Source organism: Amycolatopsis sacchari, assembly GCF_900114035.1.
Lineage (GTDB): Bacteria > Actinomycetota > Actinomycetes > Mycobacteriales > Pseudonocardiaceae > Amycolatopsis_E > Amycolatopsis_E sacchari.
Genome location: NZ_FORP01000002.1, coordinates 103,861 through 127,755, shown reverse-complemented (window position 1 = coordinate 127,755; position 23,895 = coordinate 103,861). Strand labels below are relative to the sequence as shown.

Annotated in this window: 24 protein-coding genes; 14 read left to right on the top strand and 10 right to left on the bottom strand. The window is 72.1% G+C overall.

The window, feature by feature from the left end; translation table 11 throughout:
• Position 1 precedes the first annotated feature (1 nt).
• The 3 genes from BMZ92_RS04675 to BMZ92_RS04665 are packed head-to-tail and all read right to left on the bottom strand — an operon-like array spanning position 2 to position 3,737.
• Positions 2 to 991: a hypothetical protein gene (locus BMZ92_RS04675; protein WP_091504471.1), complete on the bottom strand. Its 990-nt coding sequence runs from the start codon at positions 989 to 991 to the stop codon at positions 2 to 4.
• Entirely contained in the window at positions 988 to 3,132 is a 2,145-nt protein-coding gene (locus BMZ92_RS04670) for a hypothetical protein (RefSeq protein ID WP_091504470.1), read from the bottom strand. Before BMZ92_RS04670 ends, BMZ92_RS04675 begins: the two co-directional genes overlap by 4 nt.
• A gap of 14 nt (positions 3,133 to 3,146) precedes the next feature.
• A complete protein-coding gene (locus BMZ92_RS04665) occupies positions 3,147 to 3,737 on the bottom strand; it encodes a toll/interleukin-1 receptor domain-containing protein (protein ID WP_091504469.1) in 591 nt (196 codons plus the stop codon).
• A gap of 311 nt (positions 3,738 to 4,048) precedes the next feature.
• Between BMZ92_RS04665 and BMZ92_RS04660 the strand changes: the two genes are divergently transcribed.
• From BMZ92_RS04660 to BMZ92_RS04635, 6 genes are all read left to right on the top strand, one after another.
• Positions 4,049 to 5,332, top strand: a complete 1,284-nt coding sequence (locus BMZ92_RS04660) for a helix-turn-helix domain-containing protein (RefSeq protein WP_091504468.1) — start codon at positions 4,049 to 4,051, stop codon at positions 5,330 to 5,332.
• Between the two features lie 69 nt (positions 5,333 to 5,401).
• Complete coding sequence (locus tag BMZ92_RS04655) at positions 5,402 to 6,070, top strand: hypothetical protein (RefSeq protein ID WP_091504467.1); 669 nt, start codon at positions 5,402 to 5,404, stop codon at positions 6,068 to 6,070.
• Positions 6,071 to 6,104: 34 nt separating this feature from the next.
• The gene (locus BMZ92_RS04650; protein ID WP_091504466.1) at positions 6,105 to 6,455 is read left to right on the top strand and encodes a DoxX family protein; all 351 of its coding nucleotides are present in this window, start codon (positions 6,105 to 6,107) and stop codon (positions 6,453 to 6,455) included.
• A gap of 227 nt (positions 6,456 to 6,682) precedes the next feature.
• Positions 6,683 to 7,006, top strand: a complete 324-nt coding sequence (locus BMZ92_RS04645) for a hypothetical protein (RefSeq protein ID WP_091504465.1) — start codon at positions 6,683 to 6,685, stop codon at positions 7,004 to 7,006.
• Between the two features lie 54 nt (positions 7,007 to 7,060).
• Positions 7,061 to 7,942 carry an AAA family ATPase gene (locus tag BMZ92_RS04640; RefSeq protein WP_091504464.1) on the top strand — a complete coding sequence of 294 codons (882 nt, stop codon included), beginning with the start codon at positions 7,061 to 7,063 and terminating at the stop codon, positions 7,940 to 7,942.
• Positions 7,939 to 9,327 carry a vWA domain-containing protein gene (locus tag BMZ92_RS04635; RefSeq protein WP_091504463.1) on the top strand — a complete coding sequence of 463 codons (1,389 nt, stop codon included), beginning with the start codon at positions 7,939 to 7,941 and terminating at the stop codon, positions 9,325 to 9,327. The genes BMZ92_RS04640 and BMZ92_RS04635 overlap by 4 nt, the downstream gene beginning before the upstream one ends.
• Before the next feature lie 3 nt (positions 9,328 to 9,330).
• Here BMZ92_RS04635 and BMZ92_RS04630 read toward each other — a convergent pair whose 3' ends face one another.
• Positions 9,331 to 9,606: a winged helix-turn-helix transcriptional regulator gene (locus BMZ92_RS04630; RefSeq protein ID WP_218153400.1), complete on the bottom strand. Its 276-nt coding sequence runs from the start codon at positions 9,604 to 9,606 to the stop codon at positions 9,331 to 9,333.
• Positions 9,607 to 9,688: 82 nt separating this feature from the next.
• On the opposite strand from BMZ92_RS04630, the gene BMZ92_RS04625 reads away from it, so the two are divergent.
• The 5 genes from BMZ92_RS04625 to BMZ92_RS04605 all read left to right on the top strand — a co-directional run bounded on the left by BMZ92_RS04625 (position 9,689) and on the right by BMZ92_RS04605 (position 13,148).
• Positions 9,689 to 10,156 carry a mycothiol transferase gene (locus BMZ92_RS04625; protein ID WP_091504461.1) on the top strand — a complete coding sequence of 156 codons (468 nt, stop codon included), beginning with the start codon at positions 9,689 to 9,691 and terminating at the stop codon, positions 10,154 to 10,156.
• Positions 10,146 to 10,706: a TetR/AcrR family transcriptional regulator gene (locus BMZ92_RS04620; RefSeq protein WP_091504460.1), complete on the top strand. Its 561-nt coding sequence runs from the start codon at positions 10,146 to 10,148 to the stop codon at positions 10,704 to 10,706. Before BMZ92_RS04625 ends, BMZ92_RS04620 begins: the two co-directional genes overlap by 11 nt.
• 68 nt (positions 10,707 to 10,774) lie before the next feature.
• The gene (gene ku, locus BMZ92_RS04615; protein ID WP_091504459.1) at positions 10,775 to 11,620 is read left to right on the top strand and encodes a non-homologous end joining protein Ku; all 846 of its coding nucleotides are present in this window, start codon (positions 10,775 to 10,777) and stop codon (positions 11,618 to 11,620) included.
• A 64-nt stretch (positions 11,621 to 11,684) separates the two neighbouring features.
• Positions 11,685 to 11,888, top strand: coding sequence for a hypothetical protein (locus BMZ92_RS04610; RefSeq protein WP_091504458.1), 204 nt, complete (start codon positions 11,685 to 11,687; stop codon positions 11,886 to 11,888).
• 81 nt (positions 11,889 to 11,969) lie between these two features.
• The gene (locus tag BMZ92_RS04605; protein WP_091504457.1) at positions 11,970 to 13,148 is read left to right on the top strand and encodes an FAD-dependent monooxygenase; all 1,179 of its coding nucleotides are present in this window, start codon (positions 11,970 to 11,972) and stop codon (positions 13,146 to 13,148) included.
• Here the strand turns inward: BMZ92_RS04605 and BMZ92_RS04600 are convergent.
• From BMZ92_RS04600 to BMZ92_RS04590, 3 genes are read right to left on the bottom strand one after another with little or no spacing between them, the layout of a single operon-like run.
• The gene (locus BMZ92_RS04600; protein WP_091504456.1) at positions 13,114 to 16,125 is read right to left on the bottom strand and encodes an AfsR/SARP family transcriptional regulator; all 3,012 of its coding nucleotides are present in this window, start codon (positions 16,123 to 16,125) and stop codon (positions 13,114 to 13,116) included. The two genes, BMZ92_RS04605 and BMZ92_RS04600, sit on opposite strands and share 35 nt — an antisense overlap.
• 9 nt (positions 16,126 to 16,134) lie before the next feature.
• Positions 16,135 to 17,028 (bottom strand): 2-hydroxyacid dehydrogenase, encoded by an 894-nt coding sequence (locus BMZ92_RS04595; protein WP_091504455.1) that lies wholly within the window; start codon positions 17,026 to 17,028, stop codon positions 16,135 to 16,137.
• Positions 17,025 to 18,317, bottom strand: a complete 1,293-nt coding sequence (locus tag BMZ92_RS04590) for an MFS transporter (protein WP_091504454.1) — start codon at positions 18,315 to 18,317, stop codon at positions 17,025 to 17,027. The genes BMZ92_RS04595 and BMZ92_RS04590 overlap by 4 nt, the downstream gene beginning before the upstream one ends.
• 102 nt (positions 18,318 to 18,419) lie before the next feature.
• On the opposite strand from BMZ92_RS04590, the gene BMZ92_RS04585 reads away from it, so the two are divergent.
• On the top strand, positions 18,420 to 19,160 hold the full coding sequence (locus tag BMZ92_RS04585; protein WP_091504453.1) for an IclR family transcriptional regulator: 741 nt from the start codon (positions 18,420 to 18,422) through the stop codon (positions 19,158 to 19,160).
• Positions 19,161 to 19,272: 112 nt separating this feature from the next.
• Here BMZ92_RS04585 and BMZ92_RS04580 read toward each other — a convergent pair whose 3' ends face one another.
• A complete protein-coding gene (locus BMZ92_RS04580) occupies positions 19,273 to 19,623 on the bottom strand; it encodes a VOC family protein (RefSeq protein ID WP_091504452.1) in 351 nt (116 codons plus the stop codon).
• 414 nt (positions 19,624 to 20,037) lie between these two features.
• Between BMZ92_RS04580 and BMZ92_RS04575 the strand changes: the two genes are divergently transcribed.
• Positions 20,038 to 21,789 carry a proline--tRNA ligase gene (locus BMZ92_RS04575; protein ID WP_091504451.1) on the top strand — a complete coding sequence of 584 codons (1,752 nt, stop codon included), beginning with the start codon at positions 20,038 to 20,040 and terminating at the stop codon, positions 21,787 to 21,789.
• Between the two features lie 2 nt (positions 21,790 to 21,791).
• On the opposite strand, the gene BMZ92_RS04570 is transcribed toward BMZ92_RS04575, so the two are convergent.
• Entirely contained in the window at positions 21,792 to 22,481 is a 690-nt protein-coding gene (locus BMZ92_RS04570; protein WP_245782898.1) for an HAD family hydrolase, read from the bottom strand.
• A 105-nt stretch (positions 22,482 to 22,586) separates the two neighbouring features.
• Here BMZ92_RS04570 and BMZ92_RS04565 point away from each other — a divergent pair, with 105 nt between their 5' ends.
• Positions 22,587 to 23,504: a YhgE/Pip domain-containing protein gene (locus BMZ92_RS04565; protein WP_091504450.1), complete on the top strand. Its 918-nt coding sequence runs from the start codon at positions 22,587 to 22,589 to the stop codon at positions 23,502 to 23,504.
• Here the strand turns inward: BMZ92_RS04565 and BMZ92_RS04560 are convergent.
• A complete protein-coding gene (locus tag BMZ92_RS04560) occupies positions 23,485 to 23,895 on the bottom strand; it encodes a secondary thiamine-phosphate synthase enzyme YjbQ (protein ID WP_091504449.1) in 411 nt (136 codons plus the stop codon). The genes BMZ92_RS04565 and BMZ92_RS04560 overlap by 20 nt on opposite strands.

Below are 23,895 nucleotides of genomic sequence, written 5' to 3'. Positions count from 1 at the left end.
GTCAGTCTTCCGTGGACTTCGCCGGCGCACTGGCGGTGCCCCGCACCCTGCTCGCCCGCCGCTCGCCACCGTTGTCCTTCGGCTCGGCCGGCTCCTCCGGCGTGTTGCCCTCGACCACCCCGCCGTCCTCGAGCGATTTCCGCGGCTTCGTGCGGTCGATGCGGTCCCTGATCCCGCCGCGCTTGCCGCCGATCAGCGGGCTGTCACCGGGGAAGAACGCGGTCAGCGCCTGCTTGCGGATCTCGGAGGTGTCGAAGCCCTCCAGGTTCTCGCTGGAGCCCATGAGCGTGCGCAGCACGTCGAGCTTGGCCCTCGTTTCGCGTTCCCTGGCCTCCTCCTCGCGGTCGAGCAGGGGAGTCGGGTCGCCGTGCGTCAGCGCCATGACGTGCGCGAGCATCTCCTCCCTGCCACCGCCCGCGATGGGGCGCATGGCGTCCCGCCGCATCTCCTGCACCCGCAGCTCGCGGCTGGTGGTCATGATCTCGGCCGCGTCGTCCGTCACCACTCGCACCGTGAACCCGGTCAGCCGCACGGCGCTCGTGGGGTAGGCGGAGTTGAGCGTGCTCGTGATCGCGGCCTCGGCCTGGCTCGGCCGCAACGGGTCGTACCGCGCGGCGACGTCCCTGACGATCTTGCCCAGCGCGGGGGCCAGCGCCGCGGTCATGTCCCGCACCCCGTCCCTCGCGATGGCGACCGGATCGGTCACCTGGCAGCCGAACCCGACGGTGACGGTGAACGGGAAGGCCGGGTCCGCGCTCGCGACCGTCTCGGTGAACTCCAGGCCGCGGTTGGCCGTGTTGATCAGGTGCACCCGGCGGTAGTGCCCCGTCCGCGAGTCCGGCACCCGGTCGCCGGGGCGGACCACCAGCGGCTTGCCGGTCGCGGGTTCCAGTACCAGCGCCGTGCCCAGCGCCGGCGCCCGCAACGGCTCCAGCAGCCGGAATCGCCGGAGCTCGGTCACCTCGATGATCGGGTCGTAGGTCTGCGTCATCCCGGTCCTTCCCCTGCTTCCACCAGTTCGTCGTGCAGCTCGGCGGCCGCGTCCGACGGCAGCTCGCGGTCGGTGGCCCAGTCGTAGAGCGCGTGGCACAGGCGCGAGTAGTCGCTCTCACCCCGGTCCGCGATACCGCCCAGCAGGCTCAGCACGACGTCGAACGCTTCGTCGTCCCGGTCGGCCACGCGGACCCACTCGCGCAGCGCGTCCAGCGCCAGCGGGCGCACCGGCTCGCAGGCCAGCGCCCTGCCCCACAGCTCGGGCAGCGCTTCGCGGTGCTCGTCGGCGTGCCGGAGCAGCAGCGGCCAGTCGTGCGCGGAGGAATCCGGTGGCAGCGCGGCGAAGGCGAACATCGTCAGCGCCTTCTCCACGGGCTCGGTCACCCTCGCCGGTTTCGTCCAGTCCAGCAACGCGGTCAGCACCTCGCCGACGCGTCCCGCCTCCAGCAACGCCTGCGTGCTCACCGCCGCGGGTTCCAGCAGCCCCCAGTGCCCGTCGCACACGAGCGCGCGCAGCACCCGCAGCGCGCGGTCGGGGTACCGGACGCCGAGCGGTCCGCCCGCCGCGATCGCCGCGGTCGCGGGCAACCGCCTGGAGCCGGTCGAGTGCACGAGGTCAGCCCACTGCTCCACATAGGACCAAGCGCGGTCGGCGTGCCTGCCCAGCGTCGCGGCGACGTTGAGCCCGTACGCGGCGCTTTGCCGCAGCCGCAAGGACGCCGCCCCCGCCCACGGCAGCAGGAAACGGTGCACGCCGTGGTCGAAGTCGTTGTTCGCGAGCAGCCCGGCGGCCTGCGCGGCCCTGGCCCGCACCTCGACGTCGCTGTGCTCGTTGAGGCTCTTGAGCCAGTCCAGGACGTCGGCTCTGGCACCGTCCAGTTCGGTCCAGGTGAGCGCGAGGACCACGGGACGCAGGCGGTCGTGCCGGAACCGCAGCGTGGGCGTGCCGTCGGTGTCGGTGCGGTCGATCCAGCGCCAGCCCGCCGCCAGGCCCCGCAGGTATCGCGGCGTCAGCGCGCCGGATTTGCCGCTGAGCTTGCGGTACAGGGCGACCGCCGCGTCCGCGATGCTGAGGTAGCTCGCCCCCTCCAGCGTCGCGGTGGCGAGCACGAACGCGATCTCCTCCAGCTCCGGCGCGCGGTCCAGCCACTCCCGCACCTGCTCCTCGGCGTTGCGCAGCTTCGCGACGGCCGCGGCGAGGTCGGCCTCGGTCCGCAGCGCTTCGGAAACCGCGGCGGCGGCCCGCTGGGCGAACCCCGGGTCGTCCCGTTCGGCGAGCAGCAGCGCCAGTTCGGTGCCGGCGAGCCGGTCGTCGAGTTCACCGGCGAGCCACGGCAGCTCGCCGCGGACGCGCTTGCGCACGATCTCCATCGGATCGGGCAGTTCGAGGTCGTCGAGCACGAAGTCGGACGCGCGGGGCGCGGACGCCAGCGACCCGCGGACGGGACCGGTGACGACGGCGAGGAACGCGCCCTGCCCGGCCAGGCGCTTCGACGTCTCCGTCAGCCACAGGTCGCCGATGCCCTCCGCGGCGTACTTGCGCTGCGCGTTGGGCCGGTCCACCACCAGCAGCCCGCACGCGCCCGGCGGGATGCGCCAGTTCGGGTTGCCCAGCACGTGCTCGCCGAGCGTGAGCACCTCGCCGGGCAGCTCGCGTTCCCGGAGCACGGTGAGGACGGTCGCGAGCGCGCGGGTACGCCTGCCGGTCGTCTCCGGTCCGGAGAAGACGACGAGGTTGCCCGTCGACAGCACGTCCACCCCGGACTCGAAGTCCGCCGGGCGTACGAAGTGGTCGTCGACCTCCGCGATCGCTTCGGCGCTCACGGCGGACGTGGTGACCCGCCTCGGCGCACGCCTGCGCTCGCCGCCGCCGGTGAGGAAGTCCCCCTCGACGGTGAACTCGCCCTGGAAGACGTTGACGTTGAGGCCTTCGAGCCTGCCGATGCCCTCCGCGGTGATCTTGCCGAAGCGGGCGGTGGACAGTGCGGAAGCCTCGCCACGCAGCTGTTTCACGGCTTCGTCGCGGCCCGGCGGCTGGGCGCCGGAGGAGTCCTCGGCGTCGCGGTTCCCCTGCGGCGGCGGGTTTTCCGGAGTTTCGGGAGGCTTCGGCTCCGGCTCCGGGGGTTTGTCGTCGGTCAACGCGTGCTCCGGTTTCAGGCGGGCGGCAGGCCGGCGTTGAAGTCGCCGTGCACCGTGAACCGCTCGGCCTGCGTCACCTGGCCGATCCTTTCGCCGTGCACCGCGAACTTCGCCGGGCTCTTCTCCCCGGGTGCGGCGCGGCGGAGCGCGGGAATGTGTTCACGCAGCTTCGCGACCAGGTGCTCGACGTCTATCCGGGCGCTGCGGAAACGGATTTCGATGTCCTGCTTGCCGGCGAGCACCCGCAGTTCCGGGGGATAGGCGCCGGCGGCGAGCCGGGGCACCCCGAGCCGCACCGGAATCACCCTCTTGCCCAGCTCTTCGGCGGTGATGATCTCCCGCCGGACGAAGTCCTCCGGATCGTCGAGCCTGCGTTGTCCCCGCTCGTTCCTGGCGTCGAGCCAATTGTGTCCCATGATCACCAATAGCGCGGCGGAGTCCGCGACCGCCTGGAACATCTCCCGTTCCCAGTCGGCGCCCGGCGGAATGGATTTCGACGCCAGGAAGACGGCGTCGGGACCGAACCGCGCCGACAGCACCTGGTCCAGCATGGTCACGCCGAACGGGTCGTCGGCCGCGCGGTAGTTGAGGAAAACCTGCGTCACGTCGGATGCCCCTCGCGGCGTCGTGCTTCGCGGACGGTGAGGTGGTCGATTCGGTGAATCCCCCTCGGACGGGGAGCAATCATCGGCAGCCGGATGGCCCCTTGACAAGCCCTACCGGGAGGTAACCACCATTTTTCTCGCTTTTCTCCGGAAGATGTCCGGTTTTTGTCGGCTAATCGGCGCCGGTGCCGACCCCGCCGCGGCGCGGTATCGATCTTCCAATATGCTGTCGAACTCCTTGTGCCCGCCTCCCGTTTGCTGTTTGCTGTTATCCGGCGGAATGAAATCCGCGGCGGGAAAGGGGGAGGCCGATGACCGGTGCGGTCCCGGCTTTCGGTGCCCGGCTGCGTGCGCTGCGGCTGGCGAAGGGCCTTTCCCTGAGCGGGTTCGCGGGCCGCGTGTACTACAGCAAGGGGTACCTGAGCCGGGTCGAAAACGGGCTGCAGCAGCCGTCGGCCGAGTTCGTCCGCAGGTGCGACGCGGAGCTGGCGGCGGACGGCGAGCTGGTCGCGCTGACCGCCCCGCCCGCGGCGGACCCGGCGCCCGCGCGGACGGAAACCGGCGAGGACGGGCTCTGGATGATGACGATGACGCCCGACGGGGAAAACGCTTTCCAGCCACTCGCGCGGCGGGAGGTCCTGCGTGGCGGTGCCGCCGCGCTGGCCGGGCTCGCCGCGGTGCCCGCCGCCGCACCGGCGTTCCGGCTCCGCGACAGCCTGCGCCACCACGAACAACTGCTCGCCGCCGCGCGCGGGCTCGGGCAGGTGGCGCCACCGCGGTCGGTGCTGCCGATGCTCGTCGGCCAGGCGCAGTCGTTGCGCGCCGTGGCCCGGCAGGCCGGCGGGAGCGCCGCGGTCGAGGTCGCGAGGGTGTTCGCGCGCACGGCGGAGTTCGCGGGCTGGATGACGCAGGAGTCCGGCGACACCGCGGCGGCGTTGTGGTGGACGGCGAAGGCGGCCGAGGTCGCGGCGTCCACAGGGGACCGTGACGCCGCCAGTTACGCGCTGGTCCGGCAGGCGCTGATCACCCTGTACGCGGGGGACGCGGCGACGACGGTCGACCTGGCCCGGCAGGCCCAGGTCGGGGAGGGCACGTCGAGGCGCGTCCTCGGCCTCGCGGCGCAACGGGAGGCACAGGGACACGCGCTCGCGGGGAACCACGGCGAGTGCCTGCGGGCGCTGGACCGCGCCGCCGGCCACCTCGCCGCGGCGAAAGCCGAGCGGACCGGCGGACCCGTGGTCGGCACGACGCACGTGCCGGACCCGGTCGCGGTCGTCACCGGGTGGTGCCTGCACGACCTCGGCAGGCCACGGGAGGCGGCGCAGGTGCTCGACCGCGAAATCGCGCGCATCCCGGAGAACGCGGTCAGGGCGCGGCTGCGGTTCGGGGTGCGGCGGGCGCTCGCGCACGCGGCCGCGGGCGAACTGGAGCACGCGTGCGAACTGGCGCAGGGCATGATCGCGCAGGGCGCGGCGATCGGGTCGGCGACGGTGCTGGCGGACTTCCGCCGGTTCGCCGCCACGGTGCGGCGCTGGTCCGCGCATCCCGCCGTGCGGGCGCTGGAACCGGGGCTGGCGGCGCTGCGGTACCGGTGAACCGCTGGTGTCCGGAAGGGACGAAGCGCTAGCGTGACCCCTGATCATCCAAGCAGGGGGAGTTTTGCCATGACCTATCCGCCGCAGCCCGGGCAGCCGGGACCGTACGACCCGCGGCAGCAGTACCCGGGCGGCCAGCAGTATCCGCCGCAGCAGCAGTGGGGACAGCAGCCCCAGTACCCGCAACAACCCGGCTGGGGCGCGCCGCAGCCCGGCGGCTACCCGGGCGGGCCGGGTGGCGAACCGCCGCGCCGCGGCAACAAGGGCCTCATCGCCGCGATCATCGTCGGCGTGGTGCTGCTCGTCGGGGGCGGGGTCACCGCGATCGTGCTGCTCACCGGCGGTGGTGACGACAAGCAGCAGGCCGCGCCCCAGCCGCCACCGCCCGCGCCCGCGTCGTCCAGCGGCAAGCGCACGGCGAGCAGCAGCCCGTCGAGCAGTGCCACGGGCAAGGCGACGCCGGAGGAGCTGCAGGACGCCATCCTCGACGCCTACAACACGCGCGTCGTCTCGAAGTTCCCGCCGTTGTCGTGCGTCCCGATGACCGCCGCCGAAACCCAGGAGCTGCAGTCCATCCTGGACAAGGTGCCGGCGCAGGTGGTCTACTCCGCGGCCGCCGCGCCGCAGGTCACCGGCAGCACCGGCACGCTGACGCTGCAGGCGTCGGCCGCGGGCAACTCTCGTTCCTTCCCGATGCCCATCAGGAAGTCCGGTTCCGGCTGGTGCATGAGCGGCTGAGCGCCGGAAAACCCGTTCTCACGGAGGTGTCCCCTTGACCGTCGCCTACGTCGCCGTCGCGGTGCTGCTGTCGATCGCGCTCGTCGGTTCCGGGATCGCGAAGCTCACGCGCGCCGAGCAGGTCGTGACCAGCCTGACGGGCATCGGCGTGCCGCTGGGGCTGTTCCCGTTCCTGGCGACGTGCGAGTTCGCCGGCGCCGCCGGGCTGCTCGTCGGGATCTGGTGGCCGCCGCTGGGCATCGCCGCGGCGATCGGTGTGGTGCTGTACTTCGTGGGCGCGGTGGGGGCGCACCTCCGCAGGCGCGACTTCGGTGGCCTGTCCGCCCCGGTGGTCCTGCTGCTGGTCGCCGCGGCTGCCCTCGTCCTGCGGCTCCTGTCACGCTGAGCCCAGGAAGCCGCGCGCCGGGGAGGGCGGCGGCCCGCACGAGCGCGAACCCGGCCAGGTCCGCACCCTGCCCCAGGCCGTCCTCGTCCTGCGACCCCGGTCACTCTCAGTCATTTCGACGCTCGTGACACCTTGTGATCATCGAACACGTGTTCTAACGTCGGAGGTGCCGGGTCGGCCGGGGGAAGCGGCCGGCCCGGCACCGGCGTCAGTGGTAGGGAGAGCACGTGGAGCGGCCGCCGTGGGTGCGTTCGGTGTCCCCGCCACGGCGGGTGTGGGTCCAGGTCCGGCGCCTGCTCAGGCCTGGTGTCGACGACTACGGCCCCCGCAACTCCGCCGCCCTGCGCGTCGAGCCGGAGGTGCCGGGGATGCTGCACGAGTGGATCCAGCGTGAAGAGGGCGGCTGGCTCGGCATGGTCACCGTCCAGCTCGTCTCCGCCGACGAGCAGTGGTCGCTGACGGTGACGATTCCGGTACCGGCGCACCTCATCCGCCGCCGGGGGATGACACGCCGTGATCGCCTGCGGGACGAGCGCCGTACCCACGGGTAGTGACGTTGCGCACGCCGTCCCGGCCCGGCGGCGCCGCGCCCCGACAATGGAGCGATGCAGGAACCGTTGTTCGGCTCCGTGGACGAGGTCGTCGAGCGGCTGGCCGCCGTCGGCTACCTGGCGTCCACCCCCGTCGCGACCACCGTCTACCTCGCCGACCGGCTCGGCAAGCCGCTGCTGGTCGAGGGGCCCGCGGGTGTGGGCAAGACCGAACTGGCGCGCGCGGTCGCGGAGGCCACGCGCAGCGACCTCGTCCGGCTCCAGTGCTATGAGGGCATCGACGAGGCCAGGGCGCTGTACGAGTGGAACCACGCCAAGCAGCTCCTGCGCATCACGGCCGGCCGTGACGAGGGCTGGGACCAGGCGCGCGACGAGGTGTTCAGCGAGGAGTTCCTGCTGCCCCGCCCGCTGCTCAAGGCCATCCGCAACCCGGACCCGACGGTCCTGCTGATCGACGAGACCGACAAGGCGGACGTCGAGATGGAGGGCCTGCTGCTGGAGGTGCTGGGCGACTTCCAGGTCACCGTCCCCGAACTCGGCACCATCACCGCGGCCCGCCGCCCGTTCGTCCTGCTCACCTCCAACGCGACGCGCGAGCTGTCCGAGGCGCTCAAGCGGCGCTGCCTGTTCCTGCACCTGGACTTCCCGTCAGCCGAGCTGGAACGCGACATCGTGACGCTGAAGGTGCCGGAGCTGGACGCCCGCCTCACCGAATCCGTCGTGCGCGTCGTCGGCGCGTTGCGGGAGCTGGAGCTGCGCAAGGCGCCGTCGATCGCGGAAACCGTGGACTGGGCGCGCACGCTGCTCGCGCTGGGGGCGGAAACCCTTGACGAGCAGGTCGTCGAAGCGACGCTCGGCGTGCTGCTGAAGTACCAGAGCGACCACCGGAAGGCAGCCGCCGAGCTGCGGCTGGACCGGCTGACGGCGTCGTCGTGAACGCGCTGGCCGGCCGGCTGGTCGAGTTCGTCGGTGCCCTGCGGGAGCACGGGATCGGCGTCGGGCCGGGCGAAACCGTCGACGCCGCTGCTGCCGTCGACGTGCTGGGGCTGGCCGACCGCGAACAGGTCCGTGCCGCGCTCGCCGCGACGTTGCTCCGCCGGTCCGGGCAGCGGGCCACCTTCGACGCGTTGTTCGACCTTTACTTCCCCGTCGCCGTGGGCTCCGCCGAAACGGCCGCGGAAACCACGGACCTGGCGGAGCTGCGGGAAGCGCTCGTCGAGGCGCTCGCGCAGGGCGACGCCGAACGCATGCGGGCGCTCGCGGCCGCCGGGGTCGACGTGTTCGGGCAGTACGGCTCCTTCGGCCAGGGCGGGCAGGGCGGTCAAGGCGGTGGCAGCGGCGGGATGAGCGGCTGGTCGGCCTACCAGACGCTGGAACGCGTGCGCCCGGACGCGTTGCTCAACCGCGTCCTCGCGGCGATCCGCGGCGCGCAGGGCGACGGGCTCGGGGAAGCGCTTGCCCGGCAGGAGGCGACCTCGCGCATCGCCGCGTTCCGCGAGCAGGTGCAGGCCGAAGCCCGCCGCCGCACGGCCGAATACCGTGGCCGGGAACGGATCGCGCGGCACGCCGTCGCCCCGCAGACCGACCTCGTGAGCTTCACCAACGCCAGCACCGCGCAGCTCGCCGAGCTGCGGCGCACCATCCAGCCGTTGTCCCGCAAGCTCGCCACGCGCCTCGCGAGCCGCCGTCGTCGCGCCCGGCGCGGGCAGATCGACCTGCGTCGCACGCTGCGCCGCTCCCTCGCGACCGGTGGCGTACCGATGCGGCCGGTGCTGCGTGAGCGCCGTCCCGGGCGTCCGGAACTGGTGCTGTTATGCGATATGTCCGGTTCGGTCGCGGGGTTCGCCCAGTTCACGCTGCTGCTCGTGCGGGCGCTCGCCGACCAGTTCAGCAAGGTCCGGACCTTTGCCTTCGTCGAGCTGACCGACGAGATCACCGACCTCGTCACCGCCTCCGCCGCCGATCCCGAGGCGCTGGCACGCCGCATCCTGACCGAGGCGAAGCTGACGCGCTGGGGCATGAGCAGCGACTACGGCGATTCGCTCGGCAGTTTCGTCGACGGCTGGGCGGACGCGGTCGGCCCGCGCACGTCGGTGCTGATCCTCGGGGACGGCCGCACCAACGGCGGCGACCCGAACCTGGCCGCGGTGCGCGAGATCGCCGACCGCGCGAAGCACGTGCACTGGCTGAACCCGGAGCCGCGATCAGCTTGGGGCACCGGCGATTCCGCGGCGTTGCGGTACGCACGCGTCGTGCCCATGCACGAATGCCGCAACCTCCGGCAGCTGACCCGGCTGGTCACCGAGCTGCTGCCGGGCTGAAGTTCAGGCGTGCAGCTCGTCCTCCCACTTCGCGTTCCACTCCTGTAACGGCTGCAGCGCGCGCACCAGTTCCTCGCCGAGCGGGGTGAGGCGGTAGCGGCCGGCGTCGCCGGCGACCAGGCGGGCGCCGATCAGCTCGGTCAGCCTGCTGGACAGCACGCTCGACGACATGTTCCCGCACCGGCGCTGCATCTCGCGGAAACCGGCCGGGCTGGAGCTGAGTTCCCAGATGATCCGCAGCGTCCAGCGGCGCCCGAGCAAGTCGATCGTGCTTCTCATGCGCAACAGCATCCTCGGTGCGGGCCGTTCCAGGAAGGACGGTGGCGTAACGTCCTGGTGACCGACGAGTGAGGGGTGTGGAGTGATCACCGAGGATGAGTTCCTGTTCTTCACCGACCGGGCGCTCGACGGCATGATCGCCGTCGTCACGGAGCTCGGTGACGACCTGGTGAACCGGCGGCCGGGCCCGCCGGAGACCAATTCCCCGTACGCCATCGTCACGCACTGCGTCGGCGTCATCGAGTTCTGGGTGGGCCGGATGGTGGCGGGCCGGGAGGTGCGGCGGGACCGGGAGGCGGAGTTCCGCGCCACCGGCACGGTCGCCGGCCTCGTCGCGCGCGTGGAGAAGGCGAAGCAGCAGGTGCGGGCGGACCTCGCGGCGGCGGACCCGCGGGCGCCGCTGCGGCAGGAGACGCCGGAGAAGTACCGCGGCACCCCGATCGGCCGCACGCAGGGCGCCGCGCTGCTGCACGTGTACGAGGAGCTGGCGCAGCACCGCGGCCACCTGGAGCTGACCAGGGACGTGCTCCGTGTCCACAATGGATCCTGACCTCGCCAGGGACAGGCTGCTCGACGCCGCGGAGGAGCTGTTCTACGCCCGCGGCATCCAGACCGTCGGCATGGACGACATCCGCGCGGCGTCCGGCGTCTCGCTCAAACGGCTCTACCGGCTCTTCCCCGCCAAGGAGCAGCTGGTGGAGGCGTACCTGGAGCGCCGGGACACGACCTGGCGCGCCCGGCTCGCCGAGCACGTCGAACAGCACGAGGACCCGGAGCGGCGCATCCTCGCGGTGTTCGACTGGCTGGAGCTGTGGTTCGCCGAACCCGGCTTCCGCGGCTGCGCGTGGATCAACTCCTACGGGGAGCTGGGCGCCGTGTCCGACGCCGTGACGCGGCAGGCCCGTCACCACAAAGAGGCATTCCGGACCTACCTGGAGGAACTGGTCACCGCGGCCGGGCTGCCCGGTGAACTGGCTGGTCAGCTGCTGCTCCTCGCCGAAGGGGCCATGGTCACGGCGGGGATCTTCGGCCGGACGGACCCCGCCGCACACGCCCGGACGGCCGCCGCGGCGCTGGTCGGCGGCTACCGTCGCAACTAGTCGGGACGCGATTCCCCGCGTACGGTGTGACCAGGGCTTATGTCGCCACCAGCGGGAGGGCACTCGCGATGCGATCGATGTGGAAGGGCTCCGTTTCGTTCGGCTTGGTCACGATCCCGATCCAGCTGTACGCGGCCACGGAGAACAAGAACGTGTCCCTGCGGCAGGTGCACGAGAGCGACGGCGGCCGCATCCAGTACAAGCGGTTCTGCTCGATCGAGGGCGTCGAGGTGCCCTACGGCGAGATCGCGAAGGGGTACGAACTCGACGACGGCGAGATGGTCGTGCTGACCGACGCCGACCTCGAAGGGCTGCCGCTGTCCAGCTCGAACGTGATCGACGTGCTGGAGTTCGTGCCGCTGGAGGCGATCGACCCGCTGCACTACGACCGGCACTACTACCTCGAACCGCAGAAGACCGCCATCAAGCCCTACGTGCTGCTGCGGGACGCGCTGCACAAGTCCCAGAACGTGGCGATCGCCAAGGTCGCGCTGCGCCAGCGGGAGACGCTCGCGCTGCTGCGGGTGCACGCGGACGTGCTGGTGATGACCACGATGCTGTGGCCCGACGAGGTCCGCACCCCGGACTTCGGCTTCCTGGACGACGATCCGCCGCAGATCCGGCCGCAGGAGCTGAGCATGGCGGGCTCGCTCATCGACTCGCTCACCGAGCCCGTGTTCGACCCCGGCAAGTACACCGACAGCTACCGCGAGGCGCTCGAATCGCTGATCGAGGCGAAGGTCGCGGGCGAGGACACCCGCAAACCGCGCAAGAAGACGGCGAAGTCCGACGTCGTGGACCTGATGGCGGCGCTGGAGGCGAGCGTGTCCGAGGCGAAGAAGGCCCGCAAACCCGCGGCGCGCAAGGCCCCGGCCAAGAAGCCCGCGACCAGGCGTGCCCCGAAGAGTGCCTGAAATCTCGGGCGACACGCCGGACCCCGTCCACCGGTCTCGCCCGGCCGGGTGGTACCAAGGCCGCATGGAGTGCCCCCACTGCGTTGCCGACCTGGACCACTGCCACGGCACGCTGATCGTGCACACCGACGAGGTCGTGGAGTGCAGCGAACCCGGCTGCCGCGACTTCGACCGGGTGCGGCACACGTTCGTCGTGACGTGCGAAGAGATCGACGGCGACTGCCACTGCACGGCCTCGCTGGTCGAGGAGTACGCCCAGGCGTCCTGACCTGACCGTCAGCGCACGGTCAGCCGGCGGTCAGCGCCCTCGTCGAAGCTCGGTCCCATCGAGACGACGAGAGGGACTGACATGCACATCCTCATTTCCGGTGCCAGCATCGCGGGACCGTCGCTGGCGTTGTGGCTCGGCCGCCACGGCCACCGGACAACGGTCGTGGAGCGGGCACCCGCGTTGCGCGAAGGCGGGCAGGCGGTCGACTTCCGCGGCAACCAGCTGGAGGTCCTGCGCCGGGCCGGGCTGGCGGACGAGGTCTGGCGCCACCGCACCGGCATGGGCCCGCTGGTGGCGCTCGACGAGACCGGCCGTCAGGTCGCCGCGCTGCCCCCGGAGTTCATGAGCGGTGAGGTCGAGATCCTGCGTGGCGACCTCAGCCGCGTCCTGTACGAAGCGACGAAGGACCGGACCGAGTACGTCTTCGGCGACTGGATCACCTCCCTGCGCGAGGACGCCGACGGCGTGGACGTCACCTTCGCCCACGGCGCGCCCCGGCGGTTCGACCTCGTGCTCGGCGCCGACGGGCTGCACTCGGGGGTCCGGGCACTGACCTTCGGGCCGGAGTCGCGGTTCCGCACCGACACCGGCTACTCGTTCGCGGGCTTCTCCGCGCCCGATCACCTGGGCCTCGACCGGAAGGTCCTCATGTACAACGCGCCGGGGCGCGCGGTGCTGGTGAGCGGTATCCGCGGGACGGGGCGGATCGGCGTCGGGTTCTGCTTCCAGGCCGACGGGCTGGCGTACGACCGGCACGACGCCGAGCAGCAGAAGAAGATCGTGCACGACCTGTACCGGGACCTCGGCTGGGAGGTGCCCAAGCTGCTCGAAGCCTTGCGTGACGCGGAAGACCTGTACTTCGACTCGACGTGCCAGATCCGCCTGGAGCGGTACACGCGGGGCAGGGTCGCGCTGGTCGGCGACGCGGCGTGGGGCGCGGGCCCTGGCGGCAGCGGAACGGGGTTGGCGATGATGGCGGCCTACGTGCTGGCGGGCGAACTGGCCGCGGCGGGCGGTGATCACCGCGTCGCGTTCGCGCGGTACGCGCGGGAGGTGCGGCCCGCCGCCGAGGCCGGGCTGAAGCAGGCCCGCAACGCGGGTCCGTTCCTGGCACCGGAAACGGCGGCGAAGATCCGCGGCCGCAACCGGACGTACCGCATGCTGTCCCGGCGGCCGATGCTGGCGCTGTTCCTCTGGCTCACCGTCCGGGCGGCGAACAAGCTCAAGCTGAAGGACTACCCCGCAGGTAGGCCCTGACCTCGGGGTAGGACATGCGGCGGCCCCGGTCGACCTCCTCCGCGGCGAGGCGGGCGCGGAGGAGGTCCACCTCCGGATCACCGGCGAGCGGGGCGCCACGCAGGCCCTCGGCGATGCCGAGCAGCCGGGCGGCCCGGGGTGGATCACCTTCCGCGAGCGCTAGGGGAGCGGCCCCGGCGACCGCCACCACGAGGTCGTGGCGGAACCGGCGGTCCAGCGTCAGTTCGATCGCCTGCCGATGCCACGCCCGGGACCCGGCCAGGTCTCCCGTGGCTTCCGCGATCCGCCCCAGCGCAGTCAGGACGCGTGACCGCGCGCCCGTGCTCTGCCAGCCCGCCCCGCACTCGCCGAGCGCCTGCTCCGCCCAGCGCCGCGCCTCGGCGAGATCGCCGCGCAGCCGGGCCAGTTCGGCGAAACCCAGGTGCGCCAACGCAAGCGTCGCCGGGACGCCGACGCGCCGCGCGAGTTCGGCCGAACGCTCGTAGTCCGCCCGCGCCACCGCCGGATCGCTGTGCCGCAGCCGGTCCGCGCGCCGGCACCACAGCTCGGTCAGCTCCTCCCGCGCACCGAGTTCGGCCACGAGCGCGATCGCCTCGTCCGTCAGGGCCAGCGACCGTTCGCGCTCACCGGCGAACTCCGTCAGCGTGGCGAGGCCGTCGAGCACCTGCGCCGTCCCCCAGCGGTCGCCCGCCGAGCGGAAGAACTCCAGCGCGGTCCGAAACTCGCGCTCCGCCCCGGCGAGCCGCCCGCCGAACAGGTCGAGGTAGCTCATCGAGAAGTGCGCCAGCGCCCGCACCCAGGGGTCGTCGCTGTCGCGGATCCGTACCGCGGCGGCGGGCGGCGGCTCGTCGGGCGGACCGCTGAACAACGCCCAGGCGACCAGGAGGTACGGCTGGCGCGGGGTGCCCGGCAGCGCCCGCATGATCTCCTCGACGTACTGGAAGTGGTTCTCCACAGTGGACGGACCGGCGATGAGCACGGCCAGCGCGTACTCCTCGGCCAGCCCGTCCGGCACCGTGTCCAGCCGGTCGAGCAGCCGCGCCGCCTGCGGCGCCACCTCGCTGAGCACGCCCCGCAACCACCAGTAGCACGACAGCGCGCCGATCAGTTCCAGCGCCAGCCGGACGTCCGCGTCGACCGCCCAGCGCAGTGCCGCGTGCAGGTTGGCGTGCTCGGCCGTCAGCCGGGCGAGCCAGGTCAGCTGCTCGGCGCGGCGCAGGTGGGGATCGGCCGTCCGCGCCAGACTGCGGAAGTGCTCGGCGTGCGCACGGGAGAAGCGTTCGCGCTCACCGGCTTCCGCCAGCCGCTCCGCCCCGTACGCACGAATGGTTTCCAGCAGCCGGAACCGGCCGTCTTCGGCCTCCAGCAAGGACTTCTCGACCAGTCCCGCGAGCAAATCGTCCACTTCGGACACTCCGCACACGACGGCGGACTCCACCGTGGCGCCGCCCGCGAAGACCGACAGCCTGCGCAGCAGCTCCTGCTCCGCCGGGTCGAGCAGGTCCCAGCTCCACTCCACCACGGCACGCAGCGTCTGGTGCCGGGGCGCGGCGGTGCGGCTGCCGCGCGAGAGCACGCGGAACCGGTCGTCCAGCCGGGATTCCAGCTGTGCCAAGGGGATCGTGCGCAGCCGGGCGGCGGCCAGCTCGATCGCGAGCGGCAGGCCGTCGAGCGCGGTGCAGATCCGGCGCACGACCACCTCGTCGAGCACGGCGTCCGGCACCACGGCCGCCGCCCGTTCGGCGAACAGGGCGGCCGCCGGTTCCGGGGCCAGCGGCGGAAGCGGGCACAGCGCCTCGCCGGTGACGCCGAGCGCCTCCCGGCTCGTCGCCAGCACACGGACACCCGGACAGGCGGTGAGCAAGCGTTGTAAGAACGCGGCCGCATCGTCCACGACGTGCTCACAGTTGTCGACGATCAGCAGGAGACTGTGAGTGGTCAACGCGGCGATCGCGCGCTCGACCGCGTCCGTCTGACCTGGGGAACCGAACAGGCCGCTCTCCCGCAGCCCGAGCGCGTCCAGAACCGCATGGGGTACTTCGGATCCGTCTCGCAAAGGAGAGAAATCGACAAAGCACGTCTCGCCACCGTGCTGGACGCCCGCTTCCACCGCCAGCCTCGTCTTGCCCGCGCCGCCCGGACCGGTGAGCGTGACGAGCCGTGCGCGCGCCAGCAGTTCGCCGACGCGGAGAAGTTCGGCTTCGCGGCCCAGGAAACTCGTCAACGGGTTCGGGACGGGCCTCGCCCGCACGGGCTCCGCACGCAACACCGCTAGGTGCGCGTCCGCGAGTTCGGGCGAGGGGTCAGCGCCCAGCTCGTGGGCGAGGGTGCGGCGTGCGTCTTCGAAGACCGTGAGCGCCTCGGCCTGGCGGCCCGAAGCGTTGAGCGCGCGCATGAGCAGGGCGGCGGGCCGTTCGCGCAGTGGGTTCGCGGTGACCAGTTGGCGCAGTTCGGGCACCAGGGCCGCCGCTTCCCCGAGGGCGAGCCGCGCCTCGGCGCTGTCCTCCGTCGCGGACAGGTGCAGCTCTTCGAGACGTACCCGCTGTCCTACCGCGAAGGGCGCTTCGACGTCGGCAAGCGCTACGCCGCGCCACAACCCCAGCGCGCTCTCCAGCACCTCCGTGGCCTTCGCGTGATCACCGGCGTCGAGCGCTTCACGCCCTTCGCGGGCCAGCCGCGTGAAGCGGTGCACGTCGACGTCGTCGGGCTCCACGGCCAGCCGGTATCCGCCCGGCCGCAGCTCCACGAGCTCGGAGCCGAGGGCCCGTCGCAGGCGCGAAACCTGGGCCTGGAGCGCGTTCGCGGCGCCTTCGGGCGGCTGCTCGCCGTACAGCCCGTCGATCAGCCGGTCGGTGCTCACGACCCGGCCCGCGTCGAGCACCAGCAGCGCGAGCAGCGCGCGCACCCGCGGACCACCGACGGCGACGACGGTCCCGTCGGTGGTCACCTGCGCCGGACCGAGGACGGTGAACCACACGCAGCCAAGTTAGCCCACGAGGTTGGCCAGCGTCTCACCCTTCGCGAACCGCACGAGCTGCTGTTCCACCAGCCGCTTCGCGCGCGGGTAGAAGGAGGCCGAACCACCCGCGACGTGGGGCGTGATGATCGCGCCCGGTAGCGTCCACAGTGGATGGCCGGACGGCAGTGGTTCGGGGTCCAGCACGTCGAGCGCGGCGCGGACCCGGCCCTCGGCCACGGCTGTCGTGAGCGCGTCGGTGTCGATCGCGGTGCCGCGGCCGACGTTGACGACCAGCGCGTCCTGTGGCAGCGCGGCCAGCTCACGGGCGCCGAGCAGGCCCCGCGTGCCCGGGGTGTCGGGCAGGACGAGCACCACGATGTCCGCGCCGGGCAGCAACTCCGGCAGCTCGTCGATGCCGTGCACACCGTCGCGGGCGCGGCTGGCGACGCGGACCACTTCGGCTTCCCCGGCGACGAGGTAGCGCTCGATGGCCTTGCCGATCGAGCCGTAGCCGACGAGCAGCACCCGGCAGTCGGCCAGCGAACGCGTGTGCTCGCGGGCCCACGACCCCTCGGGCTGCTGCCGGAACCAACGCGGCAGGTCGTGCTGTGCGGCGAGGATCAACGCGAGCGTGTGCTCGGCGACGCTCAGGTCGTGCAGGCCGCGGCCGTTCGCGAGCTGGACGCCTTCGGGGATGAGCGGCAGCAGGTTGTCGACGCCCGCCGAAAGCGCCTGCACGGCCTTCAGCGACGGCAGCCGGGGGATCAGCTTCGGCGGCTCGGGGCCGGAGTCGTAGGGCAGGACGTAGAACTCGATCCCGTCGAGGCCCTCCGGTGGCGCCCCGCTGCCGTCGTAGTACGCGGCCTCCAGGTCCGCGGGAACGGTGAGATCGGTCCAGGGCAGCAGCACTCGTGCGGTCATGCGGTCTTCGCTTTCGGGTTCTTCACGGCGAACAGGATCACGGCGGACGCGGCCATCGTGCCCGCCAGCATCAGGAAGGCGGCGGCGTCGCTGCCGGTGGCGTTGCGCAACCAGCCCACCAGATACGTGCCGAGGAAGCCACCCAGGGCCCCGGCGGCGTTGACCAGCGCGACGGCGACGCCGGCGGTGCGGCGCGGCATCAGTTCGGGGATCATCGCGAAGAACGGGCCGTACGGCGCGTACATCGCGATGCCCGCCAGCACCAGCAGCGTGAACGACAGCCAGAAAGCGTTGTGCCCGGCGAGGTACGAGCCGTAGAACGTGATCGCACCGGCCAGCAGCCACGGCCACGCGTAGCGACGGCGGCGGTTGGTGCGGTCGGACGCACGCGAGTTCAGCAACATCGCGATGACGGCGAAGAAGTACGGGATCGCCGACAGCAGGCCGGTCGCGCCGATGCCCGTGGACGAACCGGCCTTGACGATCGAGGGCAGCCAGAACACGAAGCCGTAGACACCGATGCTCCACAGCAGGTACTGCGCGGCCAGCACGAGCACCGTGGGGGAGCGCAGGGCGTCGACGAGCGGGTGCCGTTCGCCGGGTTCCACGACGCGCGCGAGTTCGGCCTGTTCGGCGGTGATGGCGCTGTCCACGGCGTCGCGTTCGGCGGGGGCGAGCCACCGCGCGTCGGCGGGCCGGTCCCGCACCTGCGCGCGGAAGACGAAGGCCCAGACCAGCGCGGGCAGGCCCTCGATGATGAACATGCCGCGCCACGACGTCGCCTCGATGAGGTAGCCGGAGACGGCGGACAGCCACATCACGGTGACCGGGTTGCCGAGGATGAGGAAAGCGTTGGCGCGCCCGCGTTCCGCCTTCGTGAACCAGCGGGCGAGCAGCACGACGAGCGCGGGCAGGACGGCCGCCTCGACCGCGCCGAGCAGGAAGCGGACGACGATCAGCGCGGTGACCGAGCTGAGCAGGCCCTGCAGCGTCGCGAGGACGCCCCACGCGAGGACCGACCAGAAGATCAGGTCACGCACGCTGCGGCGGTCGGCGTAGAGCACGCCGGGGACCTGGAGCAGGAAGTACCCGGCGAAGAAGGACGCCGCGATGAGGCCGGACGCCGAGCTGGTGAGGTGCAGGTCCTCGGCCATGCCACCGGCCGTCGCGATCGAGAAGTTCGAGCGGTCGAGGTAGGCGAGGCTGTAGGTGACGAACACGATCGGGATCAGGCGGAGCCAGCGTTGCCTGCCCAGTGCGGTCGCCTCGGCCACGGATGCGCTCTCCATGTCGGCCTCCTTGCCGGGCTTTCCGTTATATGGAAAGCTCTTCCGCGATATGGTGTGCTTTGCAGTGTGGAACCTCGCCCGGGTGACGTCAAGGGGTGGTTGATGGCTGACATGGTGGGGAAGGCCCTGCACGTGCTGTCCCTGCTCGGTGAGCATCCCGAGGGCGTGGGCCTGTCGGAGCTGGCGCGGCGGGCGGGTTATCCGGTGAGCACGACGCACCGGTTGCTGAGTTCGTTGCAGGACCACGGTTTCGCGCGCAGTGACCCGGGCTCGAAGCGGTACGCGCTGGGGTTGCGGTTGTTCGAGCTGGGGCAGCGGGTTTCGCACGCGCGCGGGTTCGCGGGGGTCGCGCTGCCGGTGTTGCGGGCGCTGACGGAGCAGACGGGCGAGCCGACGCTGATGGCGGTGCTCGACGGGCACCACCAGGTGTACGTGCATTCGGTGCAGGGGCCGCGGCAGATCCAGATCCGGGGTGAGCCGGGGAAGCGGGGGCCCCTGCACTGCACGTCGATGGGCAAGTGCCTGGTCGCGTTCGCGCCGCACCGCGAGGAGCTGGTGGCGACGCTGGAGCTGGTGCCGCTGGCGCCGAGGACGATCACGTCGAGGGAGGAGTTCGCCCGGGAGATCGAGTCGGTGCGGGTTCGCGGGTACGCGGTGGCGGACGAGGAGCACGAGGTCGGCATCCGGGCGGTCGGCGTGCCCGTGCTGGGCCCCGATGGGTGCGCGATAGCGGCCCTGTCCACGGCGGCTCCGGCGTACCGGGCCGGCGTGGCGGAGCTGGAGGCCTTCGTCCCGGCCCTCCGCGCCGCGGCACGGGAGCTGGGGGCGGTGTTACCGCGGTGAGGTGAGGGGGCGTGGTGTGCGAACGCTGCGCCGCTTTCAGCCCGCCCGGCTTCCCTGGCCTCACCTCAGCCCATCGCACCGCGCTCGGCGTCGCCTCCCGCGAGGCGCCGCCTCAATCACCCGCCCCGACGCAGAACTCGTTGCCCTCCGGGTCGGTCAGCACGGTCCACCTCATGCCGGGCGCCTCGTGTTCCGCGACGACCTCCGCGCCCAGCCCGCGCAGCCTCGCCACCTCGCCCTGCGGGTCGGGCGTCGCGAGATCCAGGTGCAGCCGGTTCTTCCCGGCGCGCTCCTCGGGCACCCGCTGGAACCCCAGCCGCACCCCGCCCTCCCGCGCCGGCGTCAGCACCAGGAACTCACCCCAGTCGTGCTCGACGCGGATGCCGAGCGCCTCGCACCAGAACGCCGCCAGCCGCCGCGGGTCGGCGCAGTCCACCGTCACCATCGCCAGATCCAGGATCATGCCCGCAGGCTAGGCCCACCCACCGACAGTTCCGGCCGCCCGCGCACACCGGCCGCGCCCAGCTGCCCGGCAGGCGCACCGCCCGCAGGGAGCCAGGCCCGCCGAGATTTCCCGCCGCCGCAAGCCAGGCGCACCCAGCGGCCTGGTACCTCCCGGCCCGCTGCAGGGGCAGGCATGCCCAGCGGCTGGCCGGGCACCGCCACCCGCAGCCCAGCCCGCCCTGGCGGCCAAGCGCCCTCAGCCGCCAGCGCCCGCAGCCCCAGCCACCCCACCGGCGCCGCCAGCCCCCCCGGCAGCCAGCCACCCCGGCTCCAGCCACCACCCGCGATAACCGGTTGAAGCGCCCCCGCCGGGGTTGACTAGGCTGTCCGTCACCGTGTATCGGCGCCCGTGCGCAACCCTAGGAGCACCCCAGTGATCACCAGGATGTCGTCGTTGTTCCTTCGCACCCTGCGTGAGGACCCGGCGGATGCCGAAGTGCCCAGCCACAAGCTGCTGGTGCGCGCCGGTTACGTCCGCCGCGTGGCGCCGGGCGGCTACTCCTGGCTGCCGCTGGGCCTGCGGGTGCTGCGCAACATCGAGACGGTGGTGCGCGAGGAGATGGACGCGATGGGCGCGCAGGAGATCCAGTTCCCCGCGCTGCTGCCCCGCGAACCGTACGAGAAGACCGGCCGCTGGACCGAGTACGGCGACGCCCTGTTCCGCCTGAAGGACCGCAAGGGCGCCGACTACCTCCTCGGCCCCACGCACGAGGAGCTGTTCGCCCTCACCGTGAAGGGCGAGTACAGCTCGTACAAGGACTACCCGGTCATCCTGTACCAAGTGCAGACCAAGTACCGCGACGAGGCCCGTCCCCGCGCCGGCATCCTGCGGGGCCGCGAGTTCGTCATGAAGGACTCGTACTCCTTCGACCTCGACGACGAGGGCCTCAACCGTTCGTACCAGCTGCACCGCGACGCCTACATCCGCATCTTCAACCGGCTCGGCCTGGAGTACGTGATCGTGGCCGCCACGTCCGGCGCGATGGGCGGTTCGGCGTCCGAAGAATTCCTCGCCGTCGCCGAGACGGGTGAGGACACCTACGTCCGCAGCACGGCGTCGAACTACGCCGCGAACGTCGAAGCCGTCGTCACGCCCGCGCCGCCCGCCCGGCCCCTCGACGGCCTGCCCGACGCGCAGGTCCACCACACCCCCGGCACGCCCACGATCGCGACGCTGGTCGACTACCTCAACACCAAGACCGACCTGGGCCGCACGTTCACCGCGGCGGACACGCTCAAGAACGTCATGGTGAAGATCCGCCGGCCCGGCGCGAAGGACTGGGAGATCCTCGGCATCGGCATCCCCGGTGACCGCGAGGTCGACCCGAAGCGCCTCGAAGCCTCGCTGGAGCCCGCCGAGGTCGCGCTGCTCGACGACGCCGACTTCGCCGCGAACCCCTTCCTCGTCAAGGGCTACATCGGCCCGAAGGCGTTGCAGGACAACGGGATCCGCTACCTCGTCGACCCCCGCGTGGTGACCGGCACGGCGTGGGTGACCGGTGCCGACAAGGCCGACCACCACGTCGTGGACCTGGTCGCCGGCCGCGACTTCACCCCCGACGGCACGATCGAGGCCGCCGAGGTCCGCGAGGGTGACGCGTCGCCCGACGGCGAGGGCACGCTCGTCGCCGCCCGCGGCATCGAGATCGGCCACATCTTCCAGCTGGGCCGCAAGTACACGGACGCCTTCGAGGTGGACGCGCTCGGCGCCGACTCGAAGCCGATCCGCATCACGATGGGCTCCTACGGCATCGGCGTGTCCCGCCTGGTCGGCGTGATCGCCGAGCAGCACCACGACGAACTGGGCCTGGTGTGGCCGCGTGCCGTGGCGCCCGCCGACGTGCACGTGGTGATCGCGGGCAAGGACGAAAGCGTGTTCGCGGGCGCGGAGAAGCTCGCCGCCGAGCTGGACGCCGCGGGTGTGCGCGTCCTGCTCGACGACCGCAAGGCCACGCCGGGCGTGAAGTTCGCCGACGCGGAGCTGATCGGCGTACCGACGATCCTCGTCGTCGGCCGCGGCCTCGCGAAGGGCGTGGTCGAGGTCAAGGACCGCGCCTCCGGCGAGCGCCAGGACATCCCGGTGGACGACGTGGTCGCCCACCTGGTGAAGCTCGTCCGCGGCTGACCTCAGCCCAGCACGGCGTCCAGCACGGCGCCGGTGTCCGACAGGTCCTTCAGCACGACGTGCGCACCTGCCTCGCGCAGGGCTGCCGCGTCGAAACGGCCTGTCGCGACACCGACCGCCGTCGCCCCGTGGGCCAGTGCCGCGTCGATGTCGTGCGGGGTGTCGCCGATGACGATCACCGCCCCGCGCGCGAACGGGCTGTGCCGGGTGGCGGCCTGCTCCACCGCGTACGCCACGAGGTCCGGCCGGTGCGCCGAAAGCGAGCCGTAGCCGCCGATCTCGAAGTCCAGGTGCTCGTGCAGCCTGAACGTGGCGAGCTTGTGCCAGGCGATCTCGCGCAGGTTGCCGGTCACCAGCGACTGCACCGCGCGGCCCTCCAGCGCGAGTGCCGCGAGCGCGGATTCCGCGCCCGGTAACACGAAACCGCCGCCGGCCATCGTCGCGAGCGACTGCTGCGCGGCCGTCACCAGACCGGCCCACACCTTCCGCACGGTCTCCTCGTCCGGCTCGATGCCGTGCAGCCGCAGCACTTCCGACGTGATCGCCAGCTCGGTGCGCCCGAAGAACGACGGCATGCCGGTCATCGGCACGCCGGTCACCTCTTCGAGCACGCGCGCGTACCACTCGCGGCCCGCGCCACGGAGGTCGATGAGGGTCTGGTCGATGTCCCACAGCACGAGTCGCTTGTCCACGTCTCCGACCGTACCGGCAGCGTTATTCAACACGGGTTGACTTTCGGGTCGCCGCTGCCTACCGTCCTCCTTAATTCAACGAGTGAGGAAAAACTGGAGGACGTCATGAAGCTCGCCTCCCTCGCGGCGCTGGCGGGTGCGGTGATCGCCGTCGTGCTGGGGCTGGTGACGGTCGGGGTGCAGGCCACTGCGGGACCACACGGGCTGCCGGTCGCGGTCGTGGCGCCACCGGCGCTCGCGCAGCAGATCACGGCGCATGGCGGTGAAGCGGTGAGCTGGCGCGTCACGACCCGCGACGAGGCCAGGAAACTGCTCGACGACAAGGAGGTCTACGGCGTCCTCGAACTGGGGCAGCCCGCCACCGTCGTCGTCTCCGGCGCCGTCAACCCGGCGGGAACCCAAGCGGTGCAACAGCTCCTGACCACGGCGGTGCCCGGCGCGCGGGTCGAGACGGTGCATCCCGCGAGCACCGCCGGCCGGACGGCACCGCTCGCCGTGAGCATCCTGTGCTGGCTCGGCTCACTCGCCGCGGGCGCCGTGCTGCTCGTCGCCGCGCGGCGGCAAGGTCAGGAGATCCGGCTCGGCGCCCGGCTGGTGCGGGTGTTCGCGAGCGGGGTGCTGATGACCGCGGTGCCGGCCGGGTTCCTCAAGCTGTGGGACGCGAGCCTGCCGCTCGGCTGGGACGTGCTGGGTTTCGTGTTCCTCGTCGCGACGGCGTTCGCCGCGGTGCAGGGCGCGCTGCTGCGGTTGTTCGGGCTGGGCGCGATGGCCGTGCTCGCGCCGCTCTACCTGCTCGCGCCCGCTGTCGCGGGGCAGGTGCCGGAGCTGCTGCACCCGGCGTACCGGGTGGCGCTGTGGTCGTGGACGCCGTTCCGGTTCTCCACCGAGGGCCTGCGCAGCGTGCTGCAGGGCACCGGCGGGGCGCCGGACGTGACCGTCGCGCTGTGGGTGCTCGGCGCCCTGCTCGCCGCGGGACTCGTGGTGCTGCTGGTGCCGAAGCGGTTCAGCCCGCGAGGAAGCTGAACCGCACCTTGCGCACCTGGTTGTCCACGTTGGTGTCCACCAGGCACACCGACTGCCACGTGCCGAGCGCGAGCGAGCCGCCGAGGACGGGAACCGTGGCGTACGGCGGCAGGAACGCGGGCAGCACGTGGTCACGGCCGTGGCCGGGGCTGCCGTGCTGGTGGCGCCAGCGGTTCTCGCGCGGGAGCAGGTCGTCGATCGCCGACAGCAGGTCGTCGTCGCTGCCCGCGCCGGTCTCCAGGATCGCCAGGCCCGCCGTGGCGTGCGGGACCCAGACGTGCAGCAGCCCGTCCCCGGCGCCGGCCCCGGCGAGGAACGACTCGGCCTCCCTGGTCAGGTCGTGCACGACCGCCTGCCGTCCGGTGCGGATCTCGATCTCCGTGGAGTGCAT

Bases quoted from the DNA above. Each gene is read 5' to 3' on its own strand.
- BMZ92_RS04675 (WP_091504471.1), bottom strand. From the start codon at position 991: ATGACGCAGACCTACGACCCGATCATCGAGGTGACCGAGCTCCGGCGA.
- BMZ92_RS04660 (WP_091504468.1), top strand. From the start codon at position 4,049: ATGACCGGTGCGGTCCCGGCTTTCGGTGCCCGGCTGCGTGCGCTGCGG.
- BMZ92_RS04655 (WP_091504467.1), top strand. From the start codon at position 5,402: ATGACCTATCCGCCGCAGCCCGGGCAGCCGGGACCGTACGACCCGCGG.
- BMZ92_RS04640 (WP_091504464.1), top strand. From the start codon at position 7,061: ATGCAGGAACCGTTGTTCGGCTCCGTGGACGAGGTCGTCGAGCGGCTG.
- BMZ92_RS04630 (WP_218153400.1), bottom strand. From the start codon at position 9,606: ATGAGAAGCACGATCGACTTGCTCGGGCGCCGCTGGACGCTGCGGATC.
- BMZ92_RS04620 (WP_091504460.1), top strand. From the start codon at position 10,146: ATGGATCCTGACCTCGCCAGGGACAGGCTGCTCGACGCCGCGGAGGAG.
- ku (WP_091504459.1), top strand. From the start codon at position 10,775: ATGCGATCGATGTGGAAGGGCTCCGTTTCGTTCGGCTTGGTCACGATC.
- BMZ92_RS04610 (WP_091504458.1), top strand. From the start codon at position 11,685: ATGGAGTGCCCCCACTGCGTTGCCGACCTGGACCACTGCCACGGCACG.
- BMZ92_RS04605 (WP_091504457.1), top strand. From the start codon at position 11,970: ATGCACATCCTCATTTCCGGTGCCAGCATCGCGGGACCGTCGCTGGCG.
- BMZ92_RS04595 (WP_091504455.1), bottom strand. From the start codon at position 17,028: ATGACCGCACGAGTGCTGCTGCCCTGGACCGATCTCACCGTTCCCGCG.
- BMZ92_RS04590 (WP_091504454.1), bottom strand. From the start codon at position 18,317: ATGGAGAGCGCATCCGTGGCCGAGGCGACCGCACTGGGCAGGCAACGC.
- BMZ92_RS04585 (WP_091504453.1), top strand. From the start codon at position 18,420: ATGGCTGACATGGTGGGGAAGGCCCTGCACGTGCTGTCCCTGCTCGGT.
- BMZ92_RS04580 (WP_091504452.1), bottom strand. From the start codon at position 19,623: ATGATCCTGGATCTGGCGATGGTGACGGTGGACTGCGCCGACCCGCGG.
- BMZ92_RS04565 (WP_091504450.1), top strand. From the start codon at position 22,587: ATGAAGCTCGCCTCCCTCGCGGCGCTGGCGGGTGCGGTGATCGCCGTC.
- BMZ92_RS04560 (WP_091504449.1), bottom strand. From the start codon at position 23,895: ATGCACTCCACGGAGATCGAGATCCGCACCGGACGGCAGGCGGTCGTG.